Source organism: Sphingobium limneticum (assembly GCF_008710155.1).
Lineage (GTDB): Bacteria > Pseudomonadota > Alphaproteobacteria > Sphingomonadales > Sphingomonadaceae > Sphingobium > Sphingobium limneticum.
Window position 1 is genome coordinate 40,619 of sequence record NZ_VYPZ01000012.1, and the last position, 25,535, is coordinate 66,153.

At 65.7% G+C, this 25,535-nt stretch carries 29 protein-coding genes; 17 read left to right on the top strand and 12 right to left on the bottom strand.

Translation table 11 applies throughout. The features are described 5' to 3' along the window. The first annotated feature begins 133 nt into the window (after positions 1 to 133). Positions 134 to 1,018 carry a KPN_02809 family neutral zinc metallopeptidase gene (gene ypfJ / locus F4U94_RS14885; protein WP_150411956.1) on the top strand — a complete coding sequence of 295 codons (885 nt, stop codon included), beginning with the start codon at positions 134 to 136 and terminating at the stop codon, positions 1,016 to 1,018. 10 nt (positions 1,019 to 1,028) lie between these two features. Here the strand turns inward: ypfJ and F4U94_RS14890 are convergent, their stop codons facing one another. Together F4U94_RS14890 and F4U94_RS14895 are read right to left on the bottom strand one after the other, a co-directional pair. Further along, positions 1,029 to 1,358 (bottom strand): hypothetical protein, encoded by a 330-nt coding sequence (locus F4U94_RS14890; protein ID WP_120249396.1) that lies wholly within the window; start codon positions 1,356 to 1,358, stop codon positions 1,029 to 1,031. Positions 1,359 to 1,448: 90 nt separating this feature from the next. Next, complete coding sequence (locus F4U94_RS14895) at positions 1,449 to 1,640, bottom strand: hypothetical protein (RefSeq protein ID WP_120249397.1); 192 nt, start codon at positions 1,638 to 1,640, stop codon at positions 1,449 to 1,451. A gap of 100 nt (positions 1,641 to 1,740) precedes the next feature. On the opposite strand from F4U94_RS14895, the gene F4U94_RS14900 reads away from it, so the two are divergent. From F4U94_RS14900 to F4U94_RS14930, 7 genes are all read left to right on the top strand, one after another. Continuing rightward, positions 1,741 to 4,425, top strand: a complete 2,685-nt coding sequence (locus F4U94_RS14900; protein WP_120249398.1) for a bifunctional [glutamine synthetase] adenylyltransferase/[glutamine synthetase]-adenylyl-L-tyrosine phosphorylase — start codon at positions 1,741 to 1,743, stop codon at positions 4,423 to 4,425. 2 nt (positions 4,426 to 4,427) lie between these two features. Next, entirely contained in the window at positions 4,428 to 4,889 is a 462-nt protein-coding gene (gene bcp / locus F4U94_RS14905) for a thioredoxin-dependent thiol peroxidase (protein ID WP_120251943.1), read from the top strand. Beyond that, positions 4,886 to 5,695: a ferritin-like domain-containing protein gene (locus F4U94_RS14910; protein WP_120249399.1), complete on the top strand. Its 810-nt coding sequence runs from the start codon at positions 4,886 to 4,888 to the stop codon at positions 5,693 to 5,695. Before bcp ends, F4U94_RS14910 begins: the two co-directional genes overlap by 4 nt. A 108-nt stretch (positions 5,696 to 5,803) precedes the next feature. After that, positions 5,804 to 6,529, top strand: coding sequence for a M23 family metallopeptidase (locus tag F4U94_RS14915; protein ID WP_172598745.1), 726 nt, complete (start codon positions 5,804 to 5,806; stop codon positions 6,527 to 6,529). Between the two features lie 81 nt (positions 6,530 to 6,610). Continuing rightward, positions 6,611 to 6,937: a HesB/IscA family protein gene (locus F4U94_RS14920; RefSeq protein WP_120249400.1), complete on the top strand. Its 327-nt coding sequence runs from the start codon at positions 6,611 to 6,613 to the stop codon at positions 6,935 to 6,937. Between the two features lie 139 nt (positions 6,938 to 7,076). Beyond that, positions 7,077 to 7,853 carry an exodeoxyribonuclease III gene (xth, locus tag F4U94_RS14925; RefSeq protein WP_120249401.1) on the top strand — a complete coding sequence of 259 codons (777 nt, stop codon included), beginning with the start codon at positions 7,077 to 7,079 and terminating at the stop codon, positions 7,851 to 7,853. Between the two features lie 68 nt (positions 7,854 to 7,921). After that, on the top strand, positions 7,922 to 8,452 hold the full coding sequence (locus tag F4U94_RS14930) for a DUF2239 family protein (protein WP_120249402.1): 531 nt from the start codon (positions 7,922 to 7,924) through the stop codon (positions 8,450 to 8,452). Positions 8,453 to 8,473: 21 nt separating this feature from the next. Here the strand turns inward: F4U94_RS14930 and F4U94_RS14935 are convergent, their stop codons facing one another. Continuing rightward, positions 8,474 to 9,364, bottom strand: a complete 891-nt coding sequence (locus tag F4U94_RS14935) for a LysR family transcriptional regulator (protein WP_120249403.1) — start codon at positions 9,362 to 9,364, stop codon at positions 8,474 to 8,476. Between the two features lie 90 nt (positions 9,365 to 9,454). Here F4U94_RS14935 and F4U94_RS14940 point away from each other — a divergent pair, with 90 nt between their 5' ends. From F4U94_RS14940 to F4U94_RS14970, 7 genes are all read left to right on the top strand, one after another. Further along, a complete protein-coding gene (locus F4U94_RS14940; protein ID WP_120249404.1) occupies positions 9,455 to 10,165 on the top strand; it encodes a CoA transferase subunit A in 711 nt (236 codons plus the stop codon). Next, the gene (locus F4U94_RS14945) at positions 10,165 to 11,037 is read left to right on the top strand and encodes an HAD family acid phosphatase (protein ID WP_120249405.1); all 873 of its coding nucleotides are present in this window, start codon (positions 10,165 to 10,167) and stop codon (positions 11,035 to 11,037) included. The genes F4U94_RS14940 and F4U94_RS14945 overlap by 1 nt, the downstream gene beginning before the upstream one ends. 1 nt (position 11,038) lies before the next feature. Next, on the top strand, positions 11,039 to 11,674 hold the full coding sequence (locus F4U94_RS14950) for a CoA transferase subunit B (protein ID WP_120249406.1): 636 nt from the start codon (positions 11,039 to 11,041) through the stop codon (positions 11,672 to 11,674). Between the two features lie 9 nt (positions 11,675 to 11,683). Then, positions 11,684 to 12,124: an HIT family protein gene (locus F4U94_RS14955; protein ID WP_120249407.1), complete on the top strand. Its 441-nt coding sequence runs from the start codon at positions 11,684 to 11,686 to the stop codon at positions 12,122 to 12,124. Positions 12,125 to 12,173: 49 nt separating this feature from the next. Continuing rightward, complete coding sequence (locus tag F4U94_RS14960) at positions 12,174 to 13,469, top strand: glycosyltransferase family 4 protein (RefSeq protein WP_120251945.1); 1,296 nt, start codon at positions 12,174 to 12,176, stop codon at positions 13,467 to 13,469. A gap of 137 nt (positions 13,470 to 13,606) precedes the next feature. After that, a complete protein-coding gene (locus F4U94_RS14965) occupies positions 13,607 to 15,244 on the top strand; it encodes a capsular polysaccharide export protein, LipB/KpsS family (RefSeq protein ID WP_120251946.1) in 1,638 nt (545 codons plus the stop codon). Then, positions 15,237 to 16,499 carry a capsule polysaccharide biogenesis protein gene (locus F4U94_RS14970; protein ID WP_120249408.1) on the top strand — a complete coding sequence of 421 codons (1,263 nt, stop codon included), beginning with the start codon at positions 15,237 to 15,239 and terminating at the stop codon, positions 16,497 to 16,499. Before F4U94_RS14965 ends, F4U94_RS14970 begins: the two co-directional genes overlap by 8 nt. Positions 16,500 to 16,604: 105 nt before the next feature. Here F4U94_RS14970 and F4U94_RS14975 read toward each other — a convergent pair whose 3' ends face one another. Genes F4U94_RS14975 through modA form a run of 3 tightly spaced genes read right to left on the bottom strand, consistent with a single transcriptional unit; the run spans position 16,605 to position 18,689 of the window. Then, positions 16,605 to 17,219, bottom strand: coding sequence for an ATP-binding cassette domain-containing protein (locus F4U94_RS14975; protein WP_120251948.1), 615 nt, complete (start codon positions 17,217 to 17,219; stop codon positions 16,605 to 16,607). Continuing rightward, complete coding sequence (gene modB, locus F4U94_RS14980) at positions 17,209 to 17,922, bottom strand: molybdate ABC transporter permease subunit (RefSeq protein ID WP_232015833.1); 714 nt, start codon at positions 17,920 to 17,922, stop codon at positions 17,209 to 17,211. Before modB ends, F4U94_RS14975 begins: the two co-directional genes overlap by 11 nt. Next, positions 17,919 to 18,689 carry a molybdate ABC transporter substrate-binding protein gene (modA, locus tag F4U94_RS14985; protein WP_120249409.1) on the bottom strand — a complete coding sequence of 257 codons (771 nt, stop codon included), beginning with the start codon at positions 18,687 to 18,689 and terminating at the stop codon, positions 17,919 to 17,921. Before modA ends, modB begins: the two co-directional genes overlap by 4 nt. Positions 18,690 to 18,781: 92 nt before the next feature. Between modA and F4U94_RS14990 the strand changes: the two genes are divergently transcribed. Next, on the top strand, positions 18,782 to 20,437 hold the full coding sequence (locus tag F4U94_RS14990) for a molybdopterin oxidoreductase family protein (protein ID WP_120249410.1): 1,656 nt from the start codon (positions 18,782 to 18,784) through the stop codon (positions 20,435 to 20,437). Here the strand turns inward: F4U94_RS14990 and F4U94_RS14995 are convergent. Together F4U94_RS14995 and F4U94_RS15000 are read right to left on the bottom strand one after the other, a co-directional pair. Continuing rightward, positions 20,434 to 21,606 (bottom strand): glycosyltransferase, encoded by a 1,173-nt coding sequence (locus F4U94_RS14995; protein ID WP_120249411.1) that lies wholly within the window; start codon positions 21,604 to 21,606, stop codon positions 20,434 to 20,436. The two genes, F4U94_RS14990 and F4U94_RS14995, sit on opposite strands and share 4 nt — an antisense overlap. A 60-nt stretch (positions 21,607 to 21,666) precedes the next feature. Then, entirely contained in the window at positions 21,667 to 22,230 is a 564-nt protein-coding gene (locus tag F4U94_RS15000) for a helix-turn-helix domain-containing protein (protein WP_120249412.1), read from the bottom strand. 99 nt (positions 22,231 to 22,329) lie between these two features. Between F4U94_RS15000 and F4U94_RS15005 the strand changes: the two genes are divergently transcribed. Further along, entirely contained in the window at positions 22,330 to 22,782 is a 453-nt protein-coding gene (locus tag F4U94_RS15005) for a DUF6456 domain-containing protein (RefSeq protein ID WP_120249413.1), read from the top strand. Here F4U94_RS15005 and F4U94_RS15010 read toward each other — a convergent pair whose 3' ends face one another. The 4 genes from F4U94_RS15010 to F4U94_RS15025 form a co-directional block, all read right to left on the bottom strand. After that, positions 22,783 to 23,325, bottom strand: coding sequence for an NUDIX hydrolase (locus F4U94_RS15010; protein ID WP_120249414.1), 543 nt, complete (start codon positions 23,323 to 23,325; stop codon positions 22,783 to 22,785). Beyond that, positions 23,322 to 23,999, bottom strand: coding sequence for a TPM domain-containing protein (locus F4U94_RS15015; RefSeq protein ID WP_120249415.1), 678 nt, complete (start codon positions 23,997 to 23,999; stop codon positions 23,322 to 23,324). Before F4U94_RS15015 ends, F4U94_RS15010 begins: the two co-directional genes overlap by 4 nt. Continuing rightward, positions 23,999 to 24,853: a TPM domain-containing protein gene (locus tag F4U94_RS15020; RefSeq protein WP_427772680.1), complete on the bottom strand. Its 855-nt coding sequence runs from the start codon at positions 24,851 to 24,853 to the stop codon at positions 23,999 to 24,001. Before F4U94_RS15020 ends, F4U94_RS15015 begins: the two co-directional genes overlap by 1 nt. A gap of 76 nt (positions 24,854 to 24,929) precedes the next feature. Then, a complete protein-coding gene (locus tag F4U94_RS15025; RefSeq protein ID WP_120249416.1) occupies positions 24,930 to 25,532 on the bottom strand; it encodes a LemA family protein in 603 nt (200 codons plus the stop codon). Positions 25,533 to 25,535: the final 3 nt, after the last annotated feature.

The following is a 25,535-nucleotide window of genomic DNA, read 5'->3' on the forward strand; positions in this document are numbered from 1 at the left end:
TATAGGCTTTGCCGGGCCACTTCCAACTTAATGTCTCGTAACAAATCATCCTTGTGCGCAACCTTCGCTTGCGCGGACGGTTCCCCGCCGGACATGAATCGGATAGGCCATGTCGTAAGAAAGGGAGGGCGCGATGCGGCTCGACGACGAACAGGAAAGCAGCCATTATGAAGTGCAGGACGGGCGCGGTGGCGGCGGACTAGGCGGCGGGGGCCTTGGCGGTGGCCTGGGCATGCTGTTGCCGTTGATCGGCAGTCGCTTCGGTTGCGGCGGGATCGCCGTCGTGCTGATCATCATGGTGGTGATGGGGGTCAATCCGCTGAGCCTGATCGGCGGCGGTGGCGGCGGGCAGCAGGTGCAGACCCAAAAGCCCGCCAGCGGCCAGCTGACCGACGTGCAGCGCGTCTCCTTGAAGGTGCTGGGATCCACCGAGCGGCGCTGGGCGGATATTTTCAAGGCGCAGGGGCAGCAATATCCGGCGCCCACTTTGGTCTTCTACAGCCAGAATGGCCAGTCGGGTTGCGGCGCGGCGCAATCGGCGATGGGGCCTTTCTATTGCCCGGCCGACCAGCGCATCTATCTCGACACGGATTTCTTCAAGGAAATGGAGACGCGCTTCAACGCGCCGGGCGATTTCCCGATCGGCTATATCATCGCGCATGAGGTCGGCCACCATATCCAGACCATCACCGGCGAGGCCGACAAGATCCGCAAGGCGCAGCAACGCGCCAGCGAAGCCGAGGGCAACGCCCTGCAGGTGAAGATGGAATTGCAGGCGGATTGCTATGCCGGCGTCTGGGCCGCGCGCGACACCAATTTGATGGAGCCGGGCGACCTGGAGGAAGGGATGCGCGCGGCCGAAGCGATCGGCGACGATACGTTGCAGCGGGAAGCGGGGCGGCGTCCCGTGCCCGACAGCTTCACTCATGGCAGCAGCGCGCAGCGGATGCAGTGGTTGCGCAAGGGGCTGGATACCGGTGATCCGGCCCAGTGCGATACGTTCAAAGGCGCGATCTGACCGCTTTTTTTCAGGGTTCCGCGTTGGGCGAGCCGGGGGGCGCGCCGAACGCGGTGCTGGGGCCGGCAGCCGGTGCGTCAGGCAGGCCGGCGCCCGGCGAGAGCGCGGGTTGCCCGGCATCCGACATGGGCTGATCGAAGGATGAAGGCGGCGCGACGTCAGCCGGAGCGATGGACGGCGCGGGAGGCGGCGCGACCGGCACCGGGACGGGCGGTGGTGGCGTTTCGGGCTGAGCGGCGGACGCGGCCTGTTCCGGGGGCTTGGGCGCCACGCTTTGGACCGCCATCACGATCAGCGGCGCGGCCAGCAGCGTGGCGAGGGCGAAATTGCGATACATCATGGGCGCATGCGACTTTATTTCTGACTGAAGATGAAATTTTCTAGCCGAAATGGGTAAATAAAGCCCTGCCAACACCCGATCCGGGGCCGGTCAGTGTCGATCCAGCTTCGCCAGCAATGCCATCATGTCGGACGGCGTGCCGTCATCGCCGGGGAGGAAGGTGGCCCGGAGCGCATTGCCGACGCCCTCGTAAGGCTTTGGCAAAGCTACAGTAACGACGCGGCCACCGCCGCCGTCGCGTCCTGTGGCCGATCGGCCGGTGGCTTTGCGCTGAAAATCCATATGTAGAGAACCACCATCTTGCTCAAAAGTTTCTGGCGTTCGTCGCACGGCCAAGCGATAGCGCCGACGAATAAGAGAGAGACGACAAGAGAGAGATGATGTGACCGACTGGCTGGACACCGAAAAGCGGATCAGGGGCCATTCGCCTTTTCTGTCGCGCGCGCTGGACCGTTATCCGGCCGTGACCGAGCGATTGGCCGCTGGCGACTTCGATGGCGCCTTTGCCGCGGCGCAGGCAGCCGGGGTGCCGGAAGATGGTGTCGCCCGATCGCTGCGGCGGCGGCGCGCGGCGATCGCGCTGGCGGTGGCGGCGGCCGATCTGGCGGGCGCATGGGATATGGACCGCGTCACGCGCACTTTGTCGGACTTTGCCGATCAGGCGTTGGAGGAAGCGCTCGCTGCCGCGATGCAGGAACGCTATCCCGATGCCGAGCATAGGGGCTTCGTCGTGCTGGCGCTGGGCAAGCATGGCAGCCGGGAACTGAATTACTCGTCGGATATCGATCCGATCCTGCTCTACGATCCCACCACCATGCCGCATAACGAGCGGGAGGATGTGGCCGACGCCGCCGTGCGCATCGGTCGGCGGGTCAGCGAATTGCTGAATGCCCGCGATGGCGACGGCTATGTGTTTCGCGTCGACCTGCGCCTGCGCCCTTCGCCCGAAGCCACGCCGATCGCGCTGCCGGTGGAGGCGGCGATCGGCTATTATGAATCGACCGCGCTCGGCTGGGAACAGGCGGCGTTCATCCGCGCGCGTCCGGCGGCGGGCGACTTGGGCCTGGGCGACTATTTCCTGCGCCAGATCCGCCCCTTCGTGTGGCGGCGGAGCCTGGATTTCGGCGCGATCGATGCGATCGTCGATATATCACGCCGCATCCGCGACCATTATGCGCAGGGGCAGGCGTTCGGGCCGGGCTATGACCTGAAGCGCGGACGCGGCGGCATTCGCGAGGTCGAATTTTTCGCGCAGGTGCATCAACTGATCCACGGCGGGCGCGATCCGTCGCTGCGGTCTGGCAATACGCGCGAGGCGCTGCGCGCGCTGGCCGCCGCCAATGTGATCGAGGCCGACGTCGCGGCGCGGCTGGACGAAGCCTATATCCTGTTCCGTACCATCGAGCATCGGTTGCAGATGGTGGAGGATCGCCAGACCCACGAGCTGCCCAAATCGCCCGACAGCCTGGACAATGTCGCGCGCCTGCATGGCCTGGCCGACAGCGCAGCGCTGCTCGACCTGTTGCGGCCCCATGTCGAATGGGTCGGGCGCAATTATGATCGGCTGAGCCCCGAAAAGCCGGACGCGTCCCTGTCGCATGACGAGGATCGGCTGAAGGAACAGCTGGTCGATCTGGGCTTCGCCGATCCCGAAACGCCGCTGGCCCGCATCGCCCGCTGGCGCGGTGGTACCGTCCGCGCGCTGCGCAGTGCGCCCTCGCGCGAGGCGCTGGAGGCGTTGCTGCCCGGCCTGATGCGCACGCTGGCCAAGGCGCCCGATCCCTCGCGCGCGCTCAATCGGCTGGACGACATGATCGGTCGGCTGCCCAGCGCCATCAACTTCTTCAAGCTGCTGGCCGCGCGCCCCGCGCTGGTCGAATTGCTGGCGGAGATATTGAGCCATGCCCCGACGCTGGCCGATGCGCTCGGCCGCCGGGCGGAGCTGATCGACGGATTGATCGACGCGTCCGCCTTCGATCCTGCGCCGTCGGTCGCAATATTGGCGGCGCAACTGGGGCGGCTGGAACCGGGCGAGGATTATCAGACGCTGCTCGACCGGGTGCGCCAGCGCGTGGGCGATCGCCGCTTTGCGCTGGGCGCGCAGATTATCCGGGGCGGCGATCCGCTGGAGGCCGGCCGGGGCTATGGCCGCGTCGCCGAGGCCGCGATCGAGGCGCTGGCCACCGCCACCGTCGCCGAGTTCGAGAGCGCCCATGGCAAGGTGCCGGGCGGCGAATTGCTGATCCTGGCGCTGGGGCGCATGGGCGGCGGCGTGCTGACCCATGCGTCGGATCTCGACCTCGTCTATCTCTTCACCGGCACCTTCTCGACAGAATCCGACGGCGCCAAGCCATTGGGCGCGACCCAATATTTCAACCGCCTGGCGCAGCGTATCACCAACGCCCTGTCGGTTCATACCGCGTCCGGCCCGCTCTATGAGGTCGATACGCGGCTGCGCCCGTCCGGCGCGCAGGGCTTGCTGGCGGTCAGCCTGGACAGCTTCGCGCGCTATCAGCGGGAGGAGGCCTGGACCTGGGAGCATCTGGCGCTCACCCGCGCGCGGCCGGTGTTCGGTTCGCCACAGGCGCGCGCCGCGCTCGACGCGATATTGTCCGAAACGCTCCAGCGGCCGCGCGATTTTGACGATCTGGCGCGGCAGGCGGTGAAGATGCGCGGCGATATCGCCAGGCATAAGCCGCCGGTCGGCGATCTGGACGTGAAGCTGGTGCCGGGTGGCCTCGTCGATCTGGAATTCCTGATCCACGTCAACCAGTTCCATTATCGCATCGCCTTCGACCCCGATCTGGGCAAGGCGCTGGGCGTGCTGGTGGCGGCCGGCCATCTGCCCGCCGACCTGCTCGCCGCGCATGACCTCATCACCCGCTATCTGGTCGTGTCCCGCCTCGTCTCGCCCAAATCGACCGAGCCGGCGGAGGCGACCCGGCCGCTGGTCGCGCGGGCGTGCGGTGCGGAAGATTGGGACGGCTTGCTTGCCAGCTATGCCAAGGCGCGGATATGCGTCAGCGAAGCCTGGGCTGCGCTGGCCGCGCCCTATCAGGAGGAATGAACATGCTCGAACAGGGTGACGCGATCCCCGACGTGACGCTCAAGGACGCCGAAGGCGTCGATTTCACGCTGCACGGCTATCAGGGCAAGCCGCTGGTCGTCTATTTCTACCCCAAGGCGGATACGCCCGGCTGCACCAACGAAGCCAAGGATTTCACCGCCCTGGCCGACGAATATGCCGCCGCCGGCGTGCCGGTGATCGGCATTTCCAAGGACAAGCCGGCCAAGCTGAAAAAGTTCGCCGAGAAATACGGCCTGACCGTCATCCTGGCCTCCGACGAGCCGGGCACGGTCTGCGAAGCCTTTGGCACCTGGGTCGAAAAGTCGCTCTATGGCCGCAAATATATGGGGATCGAGCGGGCGACCTTCCTGGTCGGCGCGGACGGCAAGATCCTGCGCGTCTGGCCCAAGGTGAAGGTGAAGGGTCATGCCGAAGAGGTGCTGGCGGCCGTGACCGCGCTTTGAGCCTGCCGCCTTCCGTGACGAGCGTGGGCGCGGCCTGCGCCCATATATTGCTGACCGCCGATCCGCAGGCCAAGCTGATGGCCGCGCGGGCGGTGGCGCGCGCGTGGCGACTGGGGCGGCTGGCGCATCGGTTCGACGCCGTGATGCCCGACCGGCCGGCACGACCGGACGCGCCGATCCTGCTGTCGCCGGCGCACATGCCAAGGCGGGGCAAGATCGGATCGGAGCGGGCGCGCATCGCCATGCTCCATGCGTTGGCCCATATCGAATTCGTCGCGATCGACCTGGCGTTCGACCTGATCGGTCGTTTCGGCGACCAGTTCCCGCCCGACTTCACCAGCGAATGGATGAAGGTCGGCGCGGACGAGGCGATGCATTTCGCGCTGCTCGACCGGCGGTTGCGGCAGTTGGGCAGCCATTATGGCGCGCTGCCCGCGCATGACGGATTGTGGCAGGCGGCGGAGGAGACGGCGGGCGATGCGCTCGCGCGTCTGGCCATCGTGCCCATGGTGCTGGAGGCCCGCGCGCTCGACATCACGCCGGCCACGGTGGAGCGGTTCGAGGGGGCCGGGGACATGGCCTCCGGCAAGATGCTGCGGCGCATTGTGGACGATGAGATTCGCCATGTTGCGGCGGGGACGAACTGGTTCGTCTGGGCGACGAAACGCATGGGTGTCGAATCCCCCAAATATTACCAAATGCTTGTGAAAAGGCATTTTCGTGGCAGCGTTAAGCCACCGTTCAACGACTCGGCGCGTCGACAGGCCGGTTTGACGGAAGAATTCTACGCCGCGCTTGCAACATGATCAGCAATTTGCAGTCTGCGCTCAGCGGGGGCGATCCAGGTCGCCAAAAAATTTAACACGGGAAGCGCCGAGGGGCATCAAGTCTCCGGTGACATAGTCGGGGTCTGCATGTCGGTTCTTCATTCGGTTAATGTTCGCCAGTCGCTTTGGTTCCAGGCGAACAAGGTTAAGACGGTTTTAGCAAGTATCGGGATCGTCGGCGCGCTGTGCGCAACCGCCCCGGCCCATGCCACCGAAACCGACGATCCCTATGGCGATGCGTCCGAAATCAACACCAGCGCACTTGGGCCTTCCGACGTCGGCTTCTCCAACCTCTTTTCCAGCCTTCAGCGGCTGGACGGCAATGCCAAGACCGCAGCCTATATCCCGTCGGGCCGCCCGGTCGAAAAGCTCTCGCTGACCTCCAACTTCGGCGTCCGTTCCGATCCGTTCAACCGCTCCGCCCGCATGCACAAGGGCATCGACATTCCCGGTCCCATCGGCACCCCGATCCACGCCACCGCAGACGGCATCATCAGCCGCGCCGGCTGGGCCAGCGGCTATGGCAATCTCGTCCAGATCTCGCATGGCAGCGGCATGGAAACGCGCTACGGCCATATGTCGAAGCTGCTGGTCGCCGAAAACAGCTATGTGAAGCGCGGCCAGGTGATCGGCCTGATGGGTTCGACCGGCCGCTCCACCGGCAGCCACCTTCATTATGAAGTCCGCGTCGACGGCGCCGCCATCAACCCGCTGCCCTTCGTCGCCGGCCCCGACTATCTGGTCGCGATGAACACCAAGCCGCCGCTCGCCATGGGCGGTCCGACCAAGGCGGAAGAAAAAGCCGCCGACTGATCGCGGTTTATAACGATATTCGCAAAAGGCCCGGCACCCGATGGGGTTGCCGGGCCTTTTGCTTGATCCTATCTAGGCACCATGTCCGACATTGATCTCACCCCGTCCGCTGCTGCCCGCGTCGCCGCCATCGCCGCCAAGCAGGGCAAGCCCGCCATCCTCCGCCTGTCGGTGGAAGGGGGCGGCTGTTCGGGCTTCCAATATCGTTTCGGCCTGGCAGACGTAGTCGAGGCGGAAGATCTGACGGTGGAGCGGGACGGCGTGACTTTGGTGGTGGACGATGTCAGCATCGATCTGGTGCGCGGATCGGCGGTCGATTTCGTGTCCGACCTGGGCGGGCAGGCGTTCAAGGTGACGAACCCCAACGCGACGGCCGGCTGCGGCTGCGGGACCAGCTTCTCGGTCTGACCAGAGGCCGTGCTCCTGCGGAAGCAGGAGCCCAGGATGCAGGCACCCAGGTCGACTCTAGGCTGCTGCTTTCGCACGAGCACATTCCCCTTTATGCGGGTGGCCGGAATCAACGAACCTAAAGGGATTGGGTCAGCCCATGCGCATCGCCACCTTCAACATCAACGGCATCAAGGCGCGCCTGCCGCGCCTGCTGGAATGGCTGGACGAAACGCGGCCCGACATCGCCTGCCTTCAGGAAATCAAGACCAGCGACGAAACCTTCCCGGTCAAGGATATCGAAGACGCCGGCTATGGCGTGATCTGGCACGGGCAGAAGGGATTCAACGGCGTCGCCATCCTTGCGCGCGGCGAAACCCCCGTCGAGATACGCCGGGGTCTGGAAGGCGAGCCGGAGGACGAGCATAGCCGCTATCTGGAGGCGGATGTGAAGGGCGTGCGCGTCGCCAGCATCTATTTGCCCAACGGCAATCCGCAGCCCGGCCCGAAATTCGATTATAAGCTGCGCTGGATGAAGCGCCTGCGGGACCGCGCCGCAGAAATCTGGGCGGAGGAAGTGCCCGCCATTCTGGCCGGCGACTATAATGTCATCCCGCGCGACATCGACACCTTCTCGGTCAAAGCGATGCAGGACGATGCGCTGATGCAGCCCGAAAGCCGGGAAGCCTATCGCCGCCTGCTGAATGATGGTTGGACCGATGCGATCCTCAGCCGGCACCCGAACGGCGGTGTGTGGACCTTCTGGGACTATCAGGCGAACAGCTGGCCGCGCGACGCGGGCTTCCGCATCGACCATCTGCTGCTCAGCCCCGCCGCCGCCGATCGCCTGATCGACGCGCAGGTCGACAAGGCATTTCGCGGCCGGGAAAAGGCCAGCGACCACGCGCCGACCTGGGTGGAATTGCGCGGCATTTAATTATTACCCGGATTATATTGACTCAATAATGCCCGGATAATAATATCCATGTCGAAGGGAGATTCGGCATGGATCGGACATTGACGGCCTTTGCGGGCGATTTGTGGATCGCGACCGGCGACGAAGGCGAAGTGCGCGCGGCGTTGCGCGCCATGGGCGACGACGCCCAGAATATCCTGCTGTTCGACGACGCGACCGGGCGACAGGTGGATATCGACCTGCGCGGCCCGGCGGTCGAAGAAGCGCGGGGCAGGGGACGGCCGAAGCTGGGCGTCCAGCCGCGCGAGGTGACGTTGCTGCCGCGCCATTGGGAATGGCTGGCTACCCAGCCGGGCGGCGCATCGGCCACCATCCGCCGTCTTGTAGAGGATGCGCGCAAGGCCAGCGCCACGACGCCCGACCCGCGCGCTGCGATGGACGCGGCCTATCATTTCATGACCGCCATGGCCGGCGATCGGCCTGGCTATGAAGCTGCCATCCGCGCGCTTTTTGCCAAGGAGGCTGCGCCATTCACCGCGCTGTCGGAGGGCTGGCCATCGGGCATTCGCGACCATGCGCGCGCGCTGGCGGCGCCGGCCTTTGGGGACGCGGCGCCATGACCGATGGTGCGACCGAAACGGTCAGGCGGCGGTGTCTCCTCGCAAATTGAGGTGACTCGCTCGCGCGAAAATGGCCAATATCAGGGGATCGGCTTCGGCAGCGCGAACGGCGGCGTGGAAATCCACCGGCGGCATGGCTGGCGCACCCGGCACCGGGATCAGCCGACCGTCGGCCACCTGATGCCGGACCATGGGCTCGGGGAAGATGCCGATACCGCCGCCCTCCAGCACGATGTCGATCATCGTGCGGACATTGTTGCAGAGGTTGAGCGGGCAGTCGGCCAGCGCCGAGGCGGCGATCGCTTCCTTCATGATGCGATAAAGGGGCGAGAGGTTGGAGAGCGACCAGATCGGCGTCTGGGTCGCGTCCATCGTGGCAACCGTCGAGGGGCGCGCCAGCCAGAGCAGGTCGATGCTGCCGATCGGGGCGGTGCGCAGCATGGGATGGGCGATCCGCCCGGCGGCAAAGGCGATGTCGGCATGGCCGGACGCAAGTTGCTGGATCAGATCGACCGTCAGCGCGATATCGACCTCCAGGCTGACCTGCGGCAGGTCGCGGCCCAATTGCGCGACGAAGCCGGGCAGGCAACTGGCCGCCGCAATTTCCCCCGCGCCGATGCGCACGATGCCGGTCGCGCCGGATATGTCGCTGCATCCCATCAACACGCCTTGGAACCGCGCCCAGAGCGGTTCGCTTTCGCGCACCAGTTCGCGACCGGCGGGGGTCAATGCCATGGCGCGCCCCTCTCGGCGGAACAGGGCGGTGCCCAGATGGCTTTCCAGTTCGCGCACGCGTGCCGATATGGCCGGTTGGGTCGTGTTCAGCCGCGTCGCCGCTGCCGCGAAGGTGCCAAGGCGCGCGATCCAGAGCAGCGTTTCGAGATGGTAGAAGGCGATGCGATTGATAGGCATTGATTATGCTTATCGGAAAAAACAAATCATTGGTATTGATTGGTTGCGCTGCCTAGAGTTGCGACGAAATTGCGAAAAGGACGGGTGTCGATGGTCAAGAAGCTCTATCCCGATGCGGCGGCTGCGCTGGAGGGACTTCTCTTCGACGGGATGCAGATTTGCGCGGGTGGCTTTGGCCTGTGCGGCATTCCCGAGCGGCTGATCGATGCGATCCGCGATTCGGGCGTCAAGGATCTGACCATCGCCAGCAACAATGCCGGCATCGATGGCGAGGGCCTGGGCAAGCTGCTGCGCACGCGGCAGGTGAAGAAGATGATCTCCTCCTATGTCGGTGAGAATAAGGAGTTCGAGCGGCAGTATCTGGCCGGCGAACTGGAAGTGGAATTTTGTCCGCAGGGCACGCTGGCCGAGCGCTGCCGTGCCGGTGGGGCCGGCATCCCCGGCTTCTATACCAAGACCGGCGTCGGCACGCAGGTGGCCGAGGGCAAGGAAGTGAAGACTTTCGACGGGCAGGATTATATCCTGGAACGCGGCATCTTCGCCGACATCGCGATCGTCAAGGGATGGAAGGCGGACGAGAGCGGCAACCTGATCTTCCGCAAGACCGCGCGCAATTTCAATGCACCGATGGCGACCGCCGCAAAGATCTGCATCGCGGAAGTCGAGGAAGTGGTGCCGACCGGTACGCTCGATCCCGACGCGATCCACCTGCCGGGCATCTATGTGAAGCGGATGATCGTGGGTGCGCCCTACGACAAGAAGATCGAGTTCCGGACCGTGCGGACGCGGGAAGCGGCGTGATGTCCATGAAGATGCGTGCGGCCGCTTCGCTGTTGCTGGCGCCGCTTGCGGCCTGTGCCACCACGGCCACCCCGCCGCTGGCCACCGCGCCAGCCACACCGCCCGCCGGGATGCAATATCTGTACGGATCGGGCGAGGGGGCTGCGATTTCGGTGCAGGCCTGGCATGCGCTGCTGGGCTATGTGGCAGGCAAGGTGAAGGCACGACCGACCGATAGCGTGGTGCTGGCGGAAGGGGCGACGCTGGATGCGCCCAAGTTCGCGCCGTGCGGGGACAAGCCCTTCGCCGCCGTGTTCGACGTGGACGAGACGGTGATGCTGAACACCGGCTATGAATATCATGGCGCCAAGGTCGGGCAGGGGTTCGACGCGGCCAGCTGGGACAAGTGGGAGAAGACAGGCGAAGGCGCAGTGGGGCCGGTGCCGGGCGCCGATCATGTGCTGGCGGCGCTGCGCAATCTGGGCGTGACGGTGATCTTCAACACCAACCGGTCGGCCGCCAATGCCGATGCGACCGCGCGCGCGATCAAGGCGGCGGGCTTGGGCGAGGCGGTGCATGGCAAGACGCTGTATCTGAGCGGTGACGATGCCATGGGATCGCGCAAGGATGGCCGCCGCTGGACGATCGCCAGCCAATATTGCGTCATCGCCTTGGGCGGCGATCAGCTGGGCGATTTTTCCGACCTGTTCAACGCCGGCCAGTCTGTGGCCGATCGCCGCGCCGCGACCATGCGGCTGCCGATCGCAGGCCTGTGGGGCGGCGGCTGGTTCGTGATGCCCAACCCCGTCTATGGCAGCGGCCTGAAAGGCGGGTTCGACGACGTGTTTCCGATGGACAAGAGGTGGGCGCCGCCCGCCGGTGGAGAGCAATAAGATGCCCTGGACTCGTGATGAGATGGCCGCGCGCGCGGCGAAGGAATTGCAGGACGGTTTCTATGTCAATCTGGGCATCGGTATCCCGACGCTGGTGGCGAACCACATCCCGGCCGGCGTGGAAGTGACGCTCCAGTCGGAAAACGGCATGCTGGGCATCGGGCCTTTTCCTTATGAGGGGGAGGAGGATGCGGACCTGATCAATGCCGGCAAGCAGACGATCAGCGAATTGCCGCAATCGGCCTATTTCAGTTCCGCCGACAGTTTTGCGATGATCCGGGGCGGGCATATCGACCTGACCGTGCTGGGCGCGATGGAGGTCGCGGAAAATGGGGACATCGCCAACTGGATGATCCCCGGCAAGATGATCAAGGGCATGGGCGGCGCGATGGATCTGGTCGCGGGCGTCAAGAAGATCATCGTGGTGATGGAACATACGTCGAAAAATGGCGACGCGAAGTTCATCCCGGAATGCACGCTGCCGCTGACCGGCAAGAATGTCGTCGACATGATCGTGACGGATTTGTGCGTTTTCCAACGTCCTGACCATGATAGCCCGTTCAAGCTGGTTGAACTGGCGCCGGGCGTGACGGCGGAGGAAGTCGCTGCTAAGACGACCGCCCATTATATCAGTTAAGGGCAATCCATGAGCCTCGACGGCACGTATGACGACGCAAATATCTTCGCCCTGATCCTTCAGGGCAAGATCCCGTCGACGAAGCTCTATGAGGACGACACGACCTTCGCCTTCCTCGACATCATGCCGCAGACGAAGGGGCATGCCCTGGTCATTTCCAAATGGTCCAAGGCGCGCAACCTGCTGGAGATCGAGGAGGATGCGCTGGCCCAGGTGATGGCGACCACGAAAAAGGTCGCCGCCGCCATTCGCAAGGCGGTGAACCCCGACGGTATCCAGATCGCGCAGTTTAACGGCGCGCCGGCGGGTCAGACGATCTTCCACCTGCATGTCCATATCCTGCCGCGCTGGGAGGGCGATCCGAAGGGGTTTGCCGCTCATGGTGCCGGCGGGCAGGCGGATCCGGCGCAATTGCAGGCGTTGGCCGACGAGATTCGCGCGCAACTCTGATGTCCATCCTTCCTGCCGGTAGGCTTTCATGCCCGCGAGGCGCACGCTGATGACGTTGCGCCCCTTCAACGCGCCCGGTGCGCGCTTGGCGCTGCGGTCCAAGCGTGCCAGCCAGCTATTCCAGGGAGTGCGTGGCGAAAGCGAGGTGATCCTCGACATTTCGCGGCTGCTGTCCCGTTCCTTCCACCCGTCGCCCACCGGCATCGATCGCGTCGAATATGTCTATGCGCGCGAATTGCTGGAGCGGATGCCGGACCGGCTGGCCTTTGCCGCCGTTCATCCCGCAGGCGGCTATTATGGGCGGTTGGACAAGTCGGCGGTGCGCCAGTTTCTGGCCTTCACCACGGCCAAATGGCGCAATGCCGGTGTGGTGCCGGCTGGCGAGGGCAAGGCGGCGGTCATCCGCCACATGTTCGCCACGCGCCCGCGGCCCGTACCGCGCGCGCGCGCGCCGCGCGTCTATCTTCAGGTGTCGCCGCACCATCTGGACGATCATGCGCAGGTCGGGGCGATATTGCGGGCGGAAGGTGCGAAGTTCATCACGTTGGTCCATGACGTGATCCCGCTCAGCCATCCCGAATTTGCCCGGCCGCAAGGGGCGGAGGAGCATCTGCGCCGGGTGCGCACGATCGACAGTTTCGCCAGCGGCATCATCGGCAACAGCCAGGCGACGATCGACGCGCTGGAACCGCATATGCGGCATGGTCTGGACGGGCGCGCGGTGCGGGTCGCGCATTTCGGTGCCGATGCGCCCGATATTTTCGGCGCCAAGGACGAGGATGTGCCGGATCGGCCCTATTTCGTCTATATTTCGACGATCGAGCCGCGCAAGAATCATCTGCTTCTGCTCAATATCTGGCGGCGGCTGGTCGAACGTCTGGGCGATGCGGCGCCGGTGCTGGTGCTGATCGGCCGGCGCGGCTGGGAAAATGAGAATGTGATCGACATATTGGAGCGGGCCGAAGCGCTGCGCGGCCATGTGATCGAGGCGGGCGAGGTGTCCGACAATCGCATGCATGCGCTGGTCGCCCATGCCCGTGCGATGTTGATGCCGTCCTTCGCGGAAGGATTCGGCATGCCGGTGGTCGAGGCGCTGGCGGCCGGCGTCCCGGTGATATGCAGCGATATCGTCGCCCATCGCGAGGTCGGCGGAGATGGGCCCGATTATCTCGATCCGCTGGACGGGCTGGGATGGATGCGCGCGATCGAGGCCTATAGCCAGCCGGACGCGCCGGCACGCGCGGCGCAGATCGCGCGGCTGGTCGATTGGCGCGCGCCGACCTGGCGTGACTATTTCGACATCATCACCGACCTGATCGAAGAAGTAACAGCCTCTGTTCCTTGACCTTGCCGGACGGCAATCGCATGGTCGGACGAGCTAATGAAGGACAGGGGCATGGCCCGCATCGGGGCATCATCAAGGGACGCAAACAGCGCATCGTCGCGCGCCGCGTGGATCATGCGCAAGCACATCCTTTCTTGATGACGACTATTGCGTTTCTGCGATCGCCGCCCTTTGCCGGCATTGCCGCCGCGACGGCGGCCGTCAGCGCGCCGGCGGTCGGCGAAGGCGATGGCGCGTCGATATCGGACGACATGCTGGTACTGCTGGCGCAGGCCCGTGTGGGGGGCGATTATTGGGGGCATCGGCCGCAAGGGCTGCGCCTGGTCGTGCGCGATGGGGTGTCGGTCGATGGATCGCATCTGGAAGGGCTGTTGCCGGAGCAGATCGGGATCGTGCCGGGGCCGGGGCGCGCATCGAGCGCGGGCGCGGGCCGACGCCTGCCCGATGGGTGCGATCCGTGGGCGCTGGTGGCGCAGGTGGATTCCGTCCATGCGGCAGCGGATGACGAGCTGGCTCTGGTCGCAGGCTTGCTGGAGGTGCCGGTGATCGGTCCCGACGGTCTGCGGGTCGACCCTGCCATGCTGCGCAGCATGTTGCGGGCAAGGTTGGCGGCGGCCAGCTATCGCGACTGTTTTACCGAGGCGGCCGTGGATATCGTGACCGTCATCACGCAGCTGGCCGACTGGCGGCGGCATATGGATGGCAATCGCGGGATCGCAGCGGCCAGCGGCATGGCCTTCTGGAAGCGGGAGGCGATCGGCCATTTCCTGTGGGATGGACTGCGCGCGCCGCCTTTCCTGTCGGCAGAGCGCGGCTTGCGCCGGGCGCAGCGGGCGGGCGGGGCGCTGGCCATTTGGCCCTCGCGCGTGCCGCCGGGCACGTCGCAGGCCGCCGCCGCCATGGGTGTTTCGATCGCGCAGGTCGAGGACGGTTTCCTGCGCTCGCGCGGGCTGGGTGCCGCGCTGCATCCGCCCGGGTCGGTCGTGGTGGATCGCAGCGGTATCTATTATGATGGGCGCAGGGCCAATGATCTGGAAACCCTGCTGGCAACGCATGAATTCCCCTCGGCTCTGGTCGAGCGGGCAGGGCGATTGCGCGAACGCATATGTTCGGCGGGCGTCACCAAATATGGGCCGGAAGCAGGGCAGATGATCGGCCTGCCATCCGGACGGCGCACGGTGCTGGCGGTCGGGCAGGTGGAGGATGACCTGTCCGTCCGGTATGGCGGTGCGGGTGTCGCGGGCAATCTGGATTTCCTGGCGCGGGTCCGCCGGGCCGAACCGGACGCCTGGATCGTCTACCGACCCCATCCCGACGTGCAGGCCGGCCATCGCAAGGGGCATCTGCCCGATGCGACCGTGCTGGCGCATGCCGACGCCATCGATACCGGCGCGCCGCTGATGGAACTGGTGCAGACGGTGGACGAGGTGCATGTCCTGTCGTCGCTGACCGGGTTCGAGGCGCTGATGCGCGGCCGGTCCGTCACGGTCCATGGCATGCCCTTTTACGCCGGCTGGGGCCTGACCCGCGATCTGGCCAAATCAACTGGTCGCCGCGGCCGTCAACTCGGCGTGGATCAGCTTGTGGCGGCCGCCCTCATTCTCTATCCTCGCTATATTGATCCGGTTACGCGGTTGCCGTGCGGCCCGGAAGTGATGGTGGACCGCATGGCAAATGGATCGACGCCGCCGATGACATGGCTTATTCGGCTGCGGATGCTACAGGGGAAGTTGCGTCGTTTTATGACTTTGTTCGCCGAGTTGTTGCATGGCTGAAGCGTCCGCAAAGACATTCCTGTTCCTGCAAGGGCCACATGGCCCCTATTTTGCGATGCTTGCAGACGCCTTGCGCGAGCGCGGGCATCGGGCTTTGCGGATCAACATCAATGGCGGCGACAAGGTCGACTGGCCGGGCGAAGCCACCGACTATCGCGGTACATTTCGCAACTGGCCGCTCTTCTTCGACGATTTCATCGTCAATCATGGCGTCACGGATCTTATTCTCTACGGTGATTGCCGCCCCTATCATACGTCCGCGCATGGCATGGCGCGCCTGCGCGATCTGCGCGTCCATGTGGTCGAGGAAGGCTATATCCGGCCGGACTTCATGACGTTGCAGGATGACGGGGTGAACGGCAATTCCACCCTGCCGCTCGACCCCAAATGGTATCTGGAGGAGGCCAGCGCCCTTCCGACGCAGGAGGAAGTCCTGCCGCAGATCCCGTCGACCTTCCGCGCGCGTGCGCGCAACACGATGCGCAACGGCCTGGCCGCCGCGTTGATGCGGCCCATCTTTCCCTTTTACAACACGCACAGGCCGCACAGCTTCCTGATGGAATCCGCCGCCTGGTGCTGGAAGCTGATCATGCGCAAAAGCCATGAGCGGCGGTCGCGGGCGGAATGGGAGAAGATCAAGGATCAGCCCTATTTCACGCTGCCGCTTCAGCTGAATTCCGACTATCAGATCCGCATCCACTCGCCGTTCGGCAATATGCGGGCGGCGTTGCGGTTCGTCATCAAGAGTTTCGCCCAGCATGCGCCGGACAATGTATCGCTGGTCGTCAAGCGGCACCCGCTGGATGCCGGGCTTGTCGGATGGGACAGGCTCACGCGCCGGCTGGCCCATCATTATGGCGTTGCGGATCGGGTCATCTATCTGGCCGACTGGGACATTGCCGATGTGGTGGGCAAGTCGCTGGGCGTCGTCACGGTCAACAGCACGGTCGGCACGCTGGCCCTGAATGTGGGCAAGCCGGTGATGGTGTTGGGCCATGCCGTCTACAAGGTGCCGGGCGTCGTCTATACGGGCAGCCTGGACGATTTCTGGCAACGCCCCAAGGCACCGGATTTGCAGCTTTACGCCGCGTTTCGGCGCGTGCTGATCGAGCGCTGCCTGGTGCGGGGTGGCCTGCTAAGCGATGAAGGCCTGCACATGCTGGTCGGCAATTCCGTCGCGCGCCTGCTGGCCCATCGGCGATCGAAAGCGCCGGACATGCTGACGGAGCGGCGCCCCAGATTGGTCGGCAGCTAGGGCTTGGAGCATGATCCGATTGGATTGGATCGAATCATGCGACAAGAGTCTTTTGTTTTCCGCATTTTGCGAGCCGTCAGCTGTGCTAGCTGACTTCAAAATGCTCTAATCATCCCCGGCCATGGTCACGATCATGGCCGACAGCCGTTCCGCTTCGCCGATATCGTGGGTGACGTAGAGGATGGGGGCGCGCATGCGGATCTGGTCGATCGCATCGAGAATGTCGCTCTTGCGGTGGCGATCGAGCGAGGAGAGCGGTTCGTCGAGCAGCAGGAAGCGCGGGCCGGACAGGAGCGCCCGGCCGATCGCCACGCGCTGCGCCTCGCCGCCGGAAAGATTGCGCGGCCAGCGGTGGAGCAGATGGCCGATCCCCAGAAAGTCCAGCACATCGTCCATGTCGACCGATATGCCGGTGCGCCGACCATAGAGCAGGTTGGCGCGCACCCGCATATGCGGGAAGAGGCGGCGATCCTGGAAGACATAGCCGGCATGTCGCTCCGCGGGAGGCATGTCGATTTTTGCGTCGCTGTCGAACAGGGTCTGGCCGTCCACGGCGATATGCCCGCGATCGGGCCTTATGATGCCGGCCACCATGTCGAGGATGCTGGTCTTGCCGACGCCCGATGGGCCGACCAGCGCGACCAGCGGGCGATCGGTGCGGACGGTCAGCGCGATCCTGCGCCCGCCGACGGTCCGGCTGACGTCGATGTCAAATGACATGGCGACCCCCATGGGCAATCCGGCGCACCATGATTTCCGACAGCATCAGCGCGCCGAGCGACAGCATCGTCGAAAGGATGGCGAAGCGAGTGACCATCGCTTCCCCGTCCGGCATCTGCATCGCGGCGTAGATGGCGATCGGCAGCGTGCGGGTTTCGCCCGGCACGTCGGATACGAAGGTGATGGTCGCGCCGAATTCACCCAGCGAGCGGGCGAAGCCAAGGATGATGGCGGCCAGGACGCCGGGCAGGGCGAGTGGCAGCGAAATGGTGAAGAATATCCGTAGCCGCGATGCACCCAGCGTGGCGGCGGCACTTTCCAGCCTCGTGTCGATCGCTTCGATAGACAGGCGGATGGCCCGGACCATGAGTGGAACGGCCATGATGGCGGCGGCCAGCGCGGCGCCCGTCCAGCGGAACAGCAGGGTGATGCCGAAAACGTCCGACAGCCATCGGCCGATCGGCCCGTTCATGCCGAACAGCAGCAGCAGCAGCCATCCGGTCACGACCGGTGGCAGCACCAGCGGCAGATGGACCAGCGCATCGACCAGCAATTTGCCGGGAAAGCGCCAGCGGGCCAGCATCCAGGCGATGCAGAAGCAGGCTGGCAGGATCGCGGCGACCGCGACCAGGCTGACCTTCAGCGAGAGGGCCAATATGCTCCATTCTTCAGGAGACAGGGCGGCGTAGATGTCGCTGCTCAAGGCGCGCTGAAACCATAGCGTGCCAGCACGGCGCGTCCCTTGGGCGAGAGCAGGAAGGTCCGGAACGCGTCCGCATCGGCATGGCGACTGGTCCGCAGGCGGGCGACGGGATAGCGGATCGGCGGGTGCGTCCAGGCCGGGAAGATGCCCGCAATCCGGACCTTGCGCGACGCGCGGGCATCGGTCGCATAGACGATGCCGAGCCGCGCTTCGCCCCGTTCGACGAGGGCGAGTGCGGCGCGGACATTTTCCGCGCGCACGACCTTGGGCGATACCGCGGTCCACACGCCCAATTGGGTCAGCGCGGCCTTGCCATATTTGCCGGCGGGCACGCTGTCGGGATCGGCCATGGCCAGCCGGGACGAGCCGAGCGCACGGGCGATCGGCATGCCGCGCCCCATCTTCACCTGCGCCGGCTGACGGATCGGCGTGACCAATACCAGCTGATTGCCGGCGATGTCCGCGCGCGTCCGGGGCTGGATCAGGCCGCCTTTCTCGACGATGTCCATCCAGTCTTCATCGGCCGAAATGAACAGGTCGGCCGGCGCCCCCGCGCGGATCTGTCGCGCCAGTGCGGACGAGCCGGCGAAGGAGAGGACCGGTTGGGCATGGCCCTGCCGCGCCCATTCGACGGCGGCGACGGCCAGCACATCCTGCAGGCTGGCGGCCGCAAGTATCACCGGGCCGCGATCGTTCGCGGCGCTGGACGGATTGGCCGACAGCAAAAGGAGCAATGCGCAAAAGGCGCGAAGGAAAGGGGGCTTCATCCGGCCTTTTTGCGCTGCATTGCCGGGCAACTCAACCGGGAACGGCAGGTGCGACCTTTTTCCCGCGATCCCGATCGGCTAGAGGGTCGGCGATGATCGCGACCAAGACGTTATGCGGCCGATGTGCCATGGGGTGCGGCGTACGCGCTATGGCCGATCCACAGGACGGAAAAGATCGGCGCGTCTTTCTGGAAGGCGATCGGATTCATCCCGCCAATATGGGTTGGCTCTGCCCGGCGGGTGAAGCGCTGGTGTTCGAAGCGGGGCTGGAAGGGCGTCTGCTGCACGCCCGGCTGGGCGCGCGGCGCATTCCGCGCGATCGGGCGATCGCGCAGGCGGCCAAGCGCCTGACCGACATCGTCGCGCGCCATGGCGCCGGCAGCGTCGCGCTGCATGTGGCGGGCGACCTGACGACCGAGGATTATTTCGTCGCCAACAAGCTGATGAAGGGCTTTATCGGCTCGGCCAATATCGACGTGCCCTGGGCGGAGGCCGGCGCGCAGGCGCATCGCGTGGCGTTCGGCGAAGATGTCATGCCCACCAGCGTCGAGGATATCGAGCAGGCCGAACTCATTCTGTTGATCGGCGCGCAGGCGCTCCAACGGCATCCGCTGCTCAACGAGCGAGTGAGGCTGGCCCGTGAGGAGCAGGGCGCCCTACTGGTTGTGATCGATCCCGATCCGGCGTCGGCCGATGGGGATGCCGACCTTTACCTGACGCCGGCGCCGGGGACGGTGGACAGGCTGTTGGGCGGGCTATTGCTCCATTGCCATGACGCGAACCTTATCGACCTGCCGTTCCTGAGCGAGAAAGTGGCGCTGCCGCATGGCTATTGGGACGATCTGCGGCCGGGGCATGATCTGTGGTCGGTGACGCGCGCGACCGGTTTGCCGGCTGCGCGGATCCGTGAGCTGAAGGACATGATCGCCGGCGCCGGGCGGATGGTGACGATCTTCGATCCCGATGGGGAGGAGGGAGCGGATCGTACCGCCGCTGCCATCCTTGCGCTGCATCTGGCGACGGGGCGGATCGGACGACCGGGTGCGGGGCCGTTCGCCCTGCCCGGCGCGCCCAATGCCATGGGCGCGCGGGAAGCCGGATGCTGCGCCACGACATTGGCCGCGCACCATGCGTTCGGGGCGGATGGGCATGGATCGGTTGCACGTTTCTGGGCCGCGCCGAAACTGGTGAAGGCGCCGGGCCTTGCTGGCGCGGCGCTGCTTGATGCGATCCGGGACGGGCGGATCAAGGCGCTGATCATGTTGGGGGCCATGCCGCCCGTCTGGTTCGATGCGTTGCCCGCCAGCCGGCCCTTCACCTTGTTCGTCGGTGACAGGCTGGACCCGTCAATGGCCGATCGGATCGATATCGCCCTGCCCATGGCGGCGATGCTGGAGCGGGACGGGACGTTGACCAGCGCGGACCGGTTGATAGGTCGGCAGCGCCCTGTCTTCCCGCTGCCGGGGGAAGCGCGGCCGGGCTGGTGGATCGTCACGCAGATCGCGCGGGCTATGGGATGGCATGAGGCCTTCCATTATGAGCGGCCGGCGGAAATCTATCGCGAACATGCCCGGCTGTCCGCCTATCATGATGATGGGCGGCGCGTATTCACCCTGCGCCGCCATGCCCCGGTGTCCAATCCCGCCTATCAGGAATTGACGCCCTGGCGATGGGGTGAGCTGCCGTTCGATGAAGGGCGGTTCCCCACGGACGATGGCAAGGCGCGGCTGGTCCGCTTCTGGGATTAATTCTGGCCGGCGATCGCCTGAAGATGGGCGAGCAGCGTGTCGCCATTGGCGGTCCAGGTGAAGCGCAGCGCGGATTCCCGCACGGCGGATCGGGCGGGCGGATTGTCCAGTATCGCGCGGACGGCCTGCGCGATCGCATCGGGATCGCGCTCCACGATCCGGCCGGCGTCCGGCCGGTCGAGCAGCTCGCGCGCGCCGCCGACATCGGTGATGACGATCGGCGTACCGCAGGCGAGCGATTCCACCCAGGCATTGGCCAGCCCCTCCGATTCGGAAGGCAGCGCCATCACATCGGCGGCGGTATAGATGCGCGGCAATTTATGATGCGGTACCGACCCCAGAAAGCCGACACGCCGTTCGACGCCCAGTTCCTGCGCCAGATTTTCCAGCGTGCGGCGGAAGGCGCCTTGCCCCGCCAACAGCAACGTCACATCGGGCAATTGCGGCAGTGCGCGGACCAGCAGATCCTGCCCCTTGCGCGGGATCAGCGCCCCGACGCAGAGCATGACCGGGCCGCTGAAGTCCAGTGCGGCCTTGGCTGCGTCGCGGTCGCCCCCTTCGAACGTGTCGAGATCGACGCCGGTATAATGGACGCGGATCTTGTCCATATCGATGCCCATGCGGCCCATCGATCGGCGCATGGCTTCGGACACGGCGAGCAGGCCGGAAGCGCCCTCGGCCGCCTGCAGCACCAGCTTGCGCGTGCTGCGCTGCGTACCCCAATAATGGATGTCGGCGCCGCGCGCCTTGACCGAATAGGGGATGCCGAGCGCTTTCGACAGGCGCTGGGCCACGGGGCCGTCGGGGAAGAAGAAACTGGCGTCGATCACGTCGAACGGCTTTTCCGCGTGCAGCCGGCGGACCAGCGGCAGGATGGCGCGAGTCATGGCGCCGACATTGGTGGCGCCGCCGAATTTGGGGATGATCGGGAAAGTCGGGCGGTAGACTGTCAGCTCGCGCCAGCGTTCCTTGCGCGGCAGCGCGCGCAGCGGGGCGTAGCGGCTGGCCAGCGATAGCGGCCATGGCGGCAGCCCGACCGGCGCGAGTACGGTAACGTCTGCTTCGGGCCGGCTGGCCAGTTCGCGCGCCTGCCGTTCCACGAACACGCCGAAATTGGGCCGGCTGATGTCGGGAAAGAGGGTCGATAGCATGAGAATGTTGAGCGCCATGGCCTCTCTCTTCGCAACATAGTCTTTAGAAGATGGTTAAGCAGCCCCGCGCCGACTTGGCTAGAGGCGTCGGACGAGTTGCACCGCCACAGCGGCCCATGGCGGGTCGGTGATGACCGTTTGGCGGGCACCGGCGCCGAAGGGGAGGAGTTGCAACCGGTCGCCTTCCCGGCCGATGAGCCGCCCGAACAGGAAGCGGCCGGCGGGGCGGGGGACGAGCAGGTCGCGGTTGAGCGCGCCGGCAAATTCCTCCGGCGCGATCCGCTTGCACCAGATGGCGTCGCCGCTGCGATAGTCGCCGATGCTGGCGTTGACATGGACGCCGACCATGCCGTCCGATGCGACGGGCGGGGGGAAGGCGAGCGGGCGGGTGGGCGCGCGCGCGCCGTCGGGGCCGAGCAGGGCGGCGACCGGCACGGCGGCCTGCCCCGGCAAAGCGACCAGTTCGGCGGTCGTCACGCCCAGCGCCAGCGCGATGCGATTGAGCCATTTGACCGATACGGTACGGGTGCCGGTTTCCAGTCGCCCGATCGTCTGTGCCGTGGTAGGCGGATCGCATAGCGCGCCGACCTGCTCCAGCGTCAGCCCCTTCGCCTTGCGAACTTCGCGGATGCGCGTGATCATGCCATGTCCTGAAATAAGAACCTATTTGGTTTTCTCTTTCCTACAGATTATCCCACATGGCAAGTGTCTGCGCTGCATATAGTCAGCGGAGAGACGTTTATGGCCGCCACCCATGTCGAACAAATGATCGAAGATCCCGATGGGCGGACGCAGTCGGTCATGGTGCATATCGGCGAATCGCCGATCGCCTGGCTGCATGCGCGTGGGCATTTGAGCGAACGGCATTATGTGGCGGGCGATCTGTTGCGCCGGGATTGGGAGAAGGCTGGGCTGGGCGCGCGGGTCACGATGCGCTGGGACGGAGCGCCGCGCGGCGGGCGTATGGCGGGGCAGCCAAGCGATCCGACATTGGCGCAACTGGCGGCGCGGGATCGGTTCGACGGGGCGATCAAAGCCGCCGGGCCGGGGCTGGCCGACATATTGTGGCGGGTCGCCTGCGCGGGCGAAGGGCTGGTCGCGGCGGAAAAGGCTTTGGGCTGGCCAAGCCGCGCGGGAAAACTGGTGCTGACGCTGGCGCTGGATCGGGTGGCGGCCTGGTATCGGCTGGCCTGATCAGGCCAGCATGCCCGTGCCCAGCAGCAGGAGCAGCTTCACGTCCATCGCATAGCCCTGCGCGCGCCAGTCGGCGATCTGTTCGTGCAGCGTTGCGAGGGGGACGCGATGGACCACTATATCCTCGCCCTCCACGCCGCCGCCTTCGCCGGTCTTCACCAGATCATGGGCGCGGAAGAGGGTGAAGCTTTCCGACACCATGCCGGGCGAGCTGAAATATTGACCGAGCGATTCGAGGCGGCCGGGCAGGAAGCCGGTTTCCTCCTCCAGTTCGCGCGCGGCGGCGATGCTGGCGTCTTCGCCCTCTTCCTCATCGCCGACCAGTCCGGCGGGCAGTTCGATGCAGCGCCGGCCGAGCGGCACGCGATATTGATCGACCAGCAGGACGTGGCGGCCATCCTCCGCCTCGTCGATGGCCAGGATGACAGCGGCGTGAATGCCGCGCGCCCGGCCGACATATTCCCATTTGCCACGCCGCTTGGCGGTGATGAAGCGGCCGGCCCACATCACTTCTTCGGGGGCAGTCCGGTCCGGGTCGGTCATAATTCGATCAGCCTGTCGGGAAGTTCGTTGATATCATCGTCTGCGCGGGGGAAGTGCGCGGCCAGCACCAGCCCGACCTGCTGTACGACCGCCGCCAGCCCTTCGCCCGCGCGACCGTCGCGGATGGCGTCGATCAGCGCGGCCATCGCATCGCCCCATGCCTCCGGCGCGACCTTCTCATTGATGGCGCGGTCGGCGACGATTTCGGCGCGATGTTCGTCGAGCGAGAGATAGATGAGGACACCGGTGCGCCCGCGCGTGCGCGCTTCGGCGGCGGTGCGGAACAGTAATATGGCGCGACGCCGGACCCGGCGCGCTTTGGTCGCGCGCGGCGTCATCAGCATGCGCAGCGGCATGATCGCCAGCAGATAGCGCACGAGGAGGAATTTGAGGATGAGGAGGCCCAGCAGCCCCATCAGCAATTTCCAGTCGGCCAGTTCATGCTCCCAATCGAGCAGCAGCATGGACAGGAAGGCGCGCAGATGTGCCGGGAAGGCGGCCATCAGGGCCAGGGCGATGAACACGACCGCCGCCGCCCAGCTGAGACCGACATCATGATAATTGTCGGACCGCCGCGCGACGATGGTGACGATCTCTCCGGAGGTGTGTGCCTCCGCCTCCCCCACGGCGCTGGAGACGAGGTCATGGTCGGCTTTCGACAAATGAAGCTGCATCACCAATCCCCCGATGCGCCGCCGCCGCCGAAGCTGCCGCCACCCGAAAAGCCGCCACCGCTGTCGCCGCCGCCCCAGCTGGAACCGCCACCGCCGGAACCCCAACCGGAGGAACCACCCCAGTCGGAACCCGCGCCCGGCCCCCAGATGATGATCGGCCCGCTGCCGCCGCCACTGCGATAGCGTTTACCGCCCTTGGCGCGCGACAGGAGCGGCAGGGCCACGAAGAAGACGATGAACAATATGATCCAGAAGGCGATGATGCCGCCGCCGCCATCATCCTGCTTGCGGGTGGCCGCCTCTGCCGCCGCCACGCGCGCCTTGGCCTGGTCGGGGGGCAGGGCGAGCAGCGTGGTGATTTCGTCCACGCCCGCATTGATGCCGCCGACCATGTCGCCCGCCTTGAACCGCGGGCTGATGGCGTTGCGGATGATCTGGGACGTGACGGCGTCGGTCAGCACGCCTTCCAGCCCATAGCCGACCTCTATCCGGATCTTGCGTTCGGCAGGGGCGATGATCAGCAGCGCGCCATTGCTGTCCTTGTCGCCGATCTTCCAATCTCGCCCCAACCGATAGCCATAATCGGATATGTCATAGCCCTGAAGGTCGGGGATGGTCGCCACGACCAGCGACCGGCCGCTCGCCTGCTTCTGCGCGATCAGCTTGGCGCTGAGCGCCTGTTCCTGCGCGGGGTCGAGCAGGTTCGCGGCATCGACCACGCCCTTGTCGTCGAATGTGGGGAAGCTCTGCGCCCAGGCCGACGGCGCGAGGGCCAGCAGCGCGAGGATCAGGAGCAGGATAGGAGCGATAGATCGCCACCGCCCGCCGGGCCTGTCCTTCCCGGACGGGAAAATATGGGCCTTCGACGGGGTCAGGCCGAACGGGGCAGGGCGGCGCCCCGTCGGCGCAAGGGTGGCGATGGGCACCGGATCAGTTGCCGAAGTCGACCTTCGGCGCTTCTTCCGCGCCGGGCGTCGTGGCCTGGAACGGGGTCATGGGCTTGGCACCATGGATGATCTTCGCGCCGATCGCGTCGGGGAAGGTGCGGATGCGGGTATTATAGGCCTGCACCGCGCCATTATAGTCGCGGATGGCGACGGCGATGCGGTTTTCCGTCCCTTCCAGCTGCGATTGCAGGTTCAGGTAATTTTCGTTGGTCTTGAGGTCGGGATAGGCCTCGACCGACGCGAGCAGGCGGCCGAGCCCCTGGCTCAACTGCGCCTGCGCCGCCTGGAACTGGGCGACCTTGGCGGGATCGGACAGATCCTCCGCATTGACCTGAACCGAGGTCGCCTTGGCGCGGGCCTCGGTCACCTTGACTAGCGTATCCTGTTCCTGCTTGCCCGCCGCCTTCACCGTGGCGACGAGGTTGCCGACGAGATTGGACCGGCGCTGATATTGCGCTTGGACGTCGGCCCATTTGGCCTTCGCCTCTTCCTGCGCGGTGGGCACGCTGTTGATGCCGCAGGCGGACAGGGCGAGCGCGCCGACGATCGGCAGAAGCACGGTGGAAAAACGACGCATCAGCGACATGGA

What these genes read in the sequence shown, in the direction of transcription:
- ypfJ (WP_150411956.1), top strand. Translation starts at nt 134, where the DNA reads ATGCGGCTCGACGACGAACAGGAAAGCAGCCATTATGAAGTGCAGGAC.
- F4U94_RS14890 (WP_120249396.1), bottom strand. Translation starts at nt 1,358, where the DNA reads ATGATGTATCGCAATTTCGCCCTCGCCACGCTGCTGGCCGCGCCGCTG.
- F4U94_RS14895 (WP_120249397.1), bottom strand. Translation starts at nt 1,640, where the DNA reads ATGGATTTTCAGCGCAAAGCCACCGGCCGATCGGCCACAGGACGCGAC.
- bcp (WP_120251943.1), top strand. Translation starts at nt 4,428, where the DNA reads ATGCTCGAACAGGGTGACGCGATCCCCGACGTGACGCTCAAGGACGCC.
- F4U94_RS14915 (WP_172598745.1), top strand. Translation starts at nt 5,804, where the DNA reads ATGTCGGTTCTTCATTCGGTTAATGTTCGCCAGTCGCTTTGGTTCCAG.
- F4U94_RS14920 (WP_120249400.1), top strand. Translation starts at nt 6,611, where the DNA reads ATGTCCGACATTGATCTCACCCCGTCCGCTGCTGCCCGCGTCGCCGCC.
- xth (WP_120249401.1), top strand. Translation starts at nt 7,077, where the DNA reads ATGCGCATCGCCACCTTCAACATCAACGGCATCAAGGCGCGCCTGCCG.
- F4U94_RS14930 (WP_120249402.1), top strand. Translation starts at nt 7,922, where the DNA reads ATGGATCGGACATTGACGGCCTTTGCGGGCGATTTGTGGATCGCGACC.
- F4U94_RS14935 (WP_120249403.1), bottom strand. Translation starts at nt 9,364, where the DNA reads ATGCCTATCAATCGCATCGCCTTCTACCATCTCGAAACGCTGCTCTGG.
- F4U94_RS14940 (WP_120249404.1), top strand. Translation starts at nt 9,455, where the DNA reads ATGGTCAAGAAGCTCTATCCCGATGCGGCGGCTGCGCTGGAGGGACTT.
- F4U94_RS14945 (WP_120249405.1), top strand. Translation starts at nt 10,165, where the DNA reads ATGTCCATGAAGATGCGTGCGGCCGCTTCGCTGTTGCTGGCGCCGCTT.
- F4U94_RS14950 (WP_120249406.1), top strand. Translation starts at nt 11,039, where the DNA reads ATGCCCTGGACTCGTGATGAGATGGCCGCGCGCGCGGCGAAGGAATTG.
- F4U94_RS14955 (WP_120249407.1), top strand. Translation starts at nt 11,684, where the DNA reads ATGAGCCTCGACGGCACGTATGACGACGCAAATATCTTCGCCCTGATC.
- F4U94_RS14960 (WP_120251945.1), top strand. Translation starts at nt 12,174, where the DNA reads ATGACGTTGCGCCCCTTCAACGCGCCCGGTGCGCGCTTGGCGCTGCGG.
- F4U94_RS14965 (WP_120251946.1), top strand. Translation starts at nt 13,607, where the DNA reads ATGACGACTATTGCGTTTCTGCGATCGCCGCCCTTTGCCGGCATTGCC.
- F4U94_RS14970 (WP_120249408.1), top strand. Translation starts at nt 15,237, where the DNA reads ATGGCTGAAGCGTCCGCAAAGACATTCCTGTTCCTGCAAGGGCCACAT.
- F4U94_RS14975 (WP_120251948.1), bottom strand. Translation starts at nt 17,219, where the DNA reads ATGTCATTTGACATCGACGTCAGCCGGACCGTCGGCGGGCGCAGGATC.
- modA (WP_120249409.1), bottom strand. Translation starts at nt 18,689, where the DNA reads ATGAAGCCCCCTTTCCTTCGCGCCTTTTGCGCATTGCTCCTTTTGCTG.
- F4U94_RS14990 (WP_120249410.1), top strand. Translation starts at nt 18,782, where the DNA reads ATGATCGCGACCAAGACGTTATGCGGCCGATGTGCCATGGGGTGCGGC.
- F4U94_RS14995 (WP_120249411.1), bottom strand. Translation starts at nt 21,606, where the DNA reads ATGGCGCTCAACATTCTCATGCTATCGACCCTCTTTCCCGACATCAGC.
- F4U94_RS15000 (WP_120249412.1), bottom strand. Translation starts at nt 22,230, where the DNA reads ATGATCACGCGCATCCGCGAAGTTCGCAAGGCGAAGGGGCTGACGCTG.
- F4U94_RS15005 (WP_120249413.1), top strand. Translation starts at nt 22,330, where the DNA reads ATGGCCGCCACCCATGTCGAACAAATGATCGAAGATCCCGATGGGCGG.
- F4U94_RS15010 (WP_120249414.1), bottom strand. Translation starts at nt 23,325, where the DNA reads ATGACCGACCCGGACCGGACTGCCCCCGAAGAAGTGATGTGGGCCGGC.
- F4U94_RS15015 (WP_120249415.1), bottom strand. Translation starts at nt 23,999, where the DNA reads ATGCAGCTTCATTTGTCGAAAGCCGACCATGACCTCGTCTCCAGCGCC.
- F4U94_RS15025 (WP_120249416.1), bottom strand. Translation starts at nt 25,532, where the DNA reads ATGTCGCTGATGCGTCGTTTTTCCACCGTGCTTCTGCCGATCGTCGGC.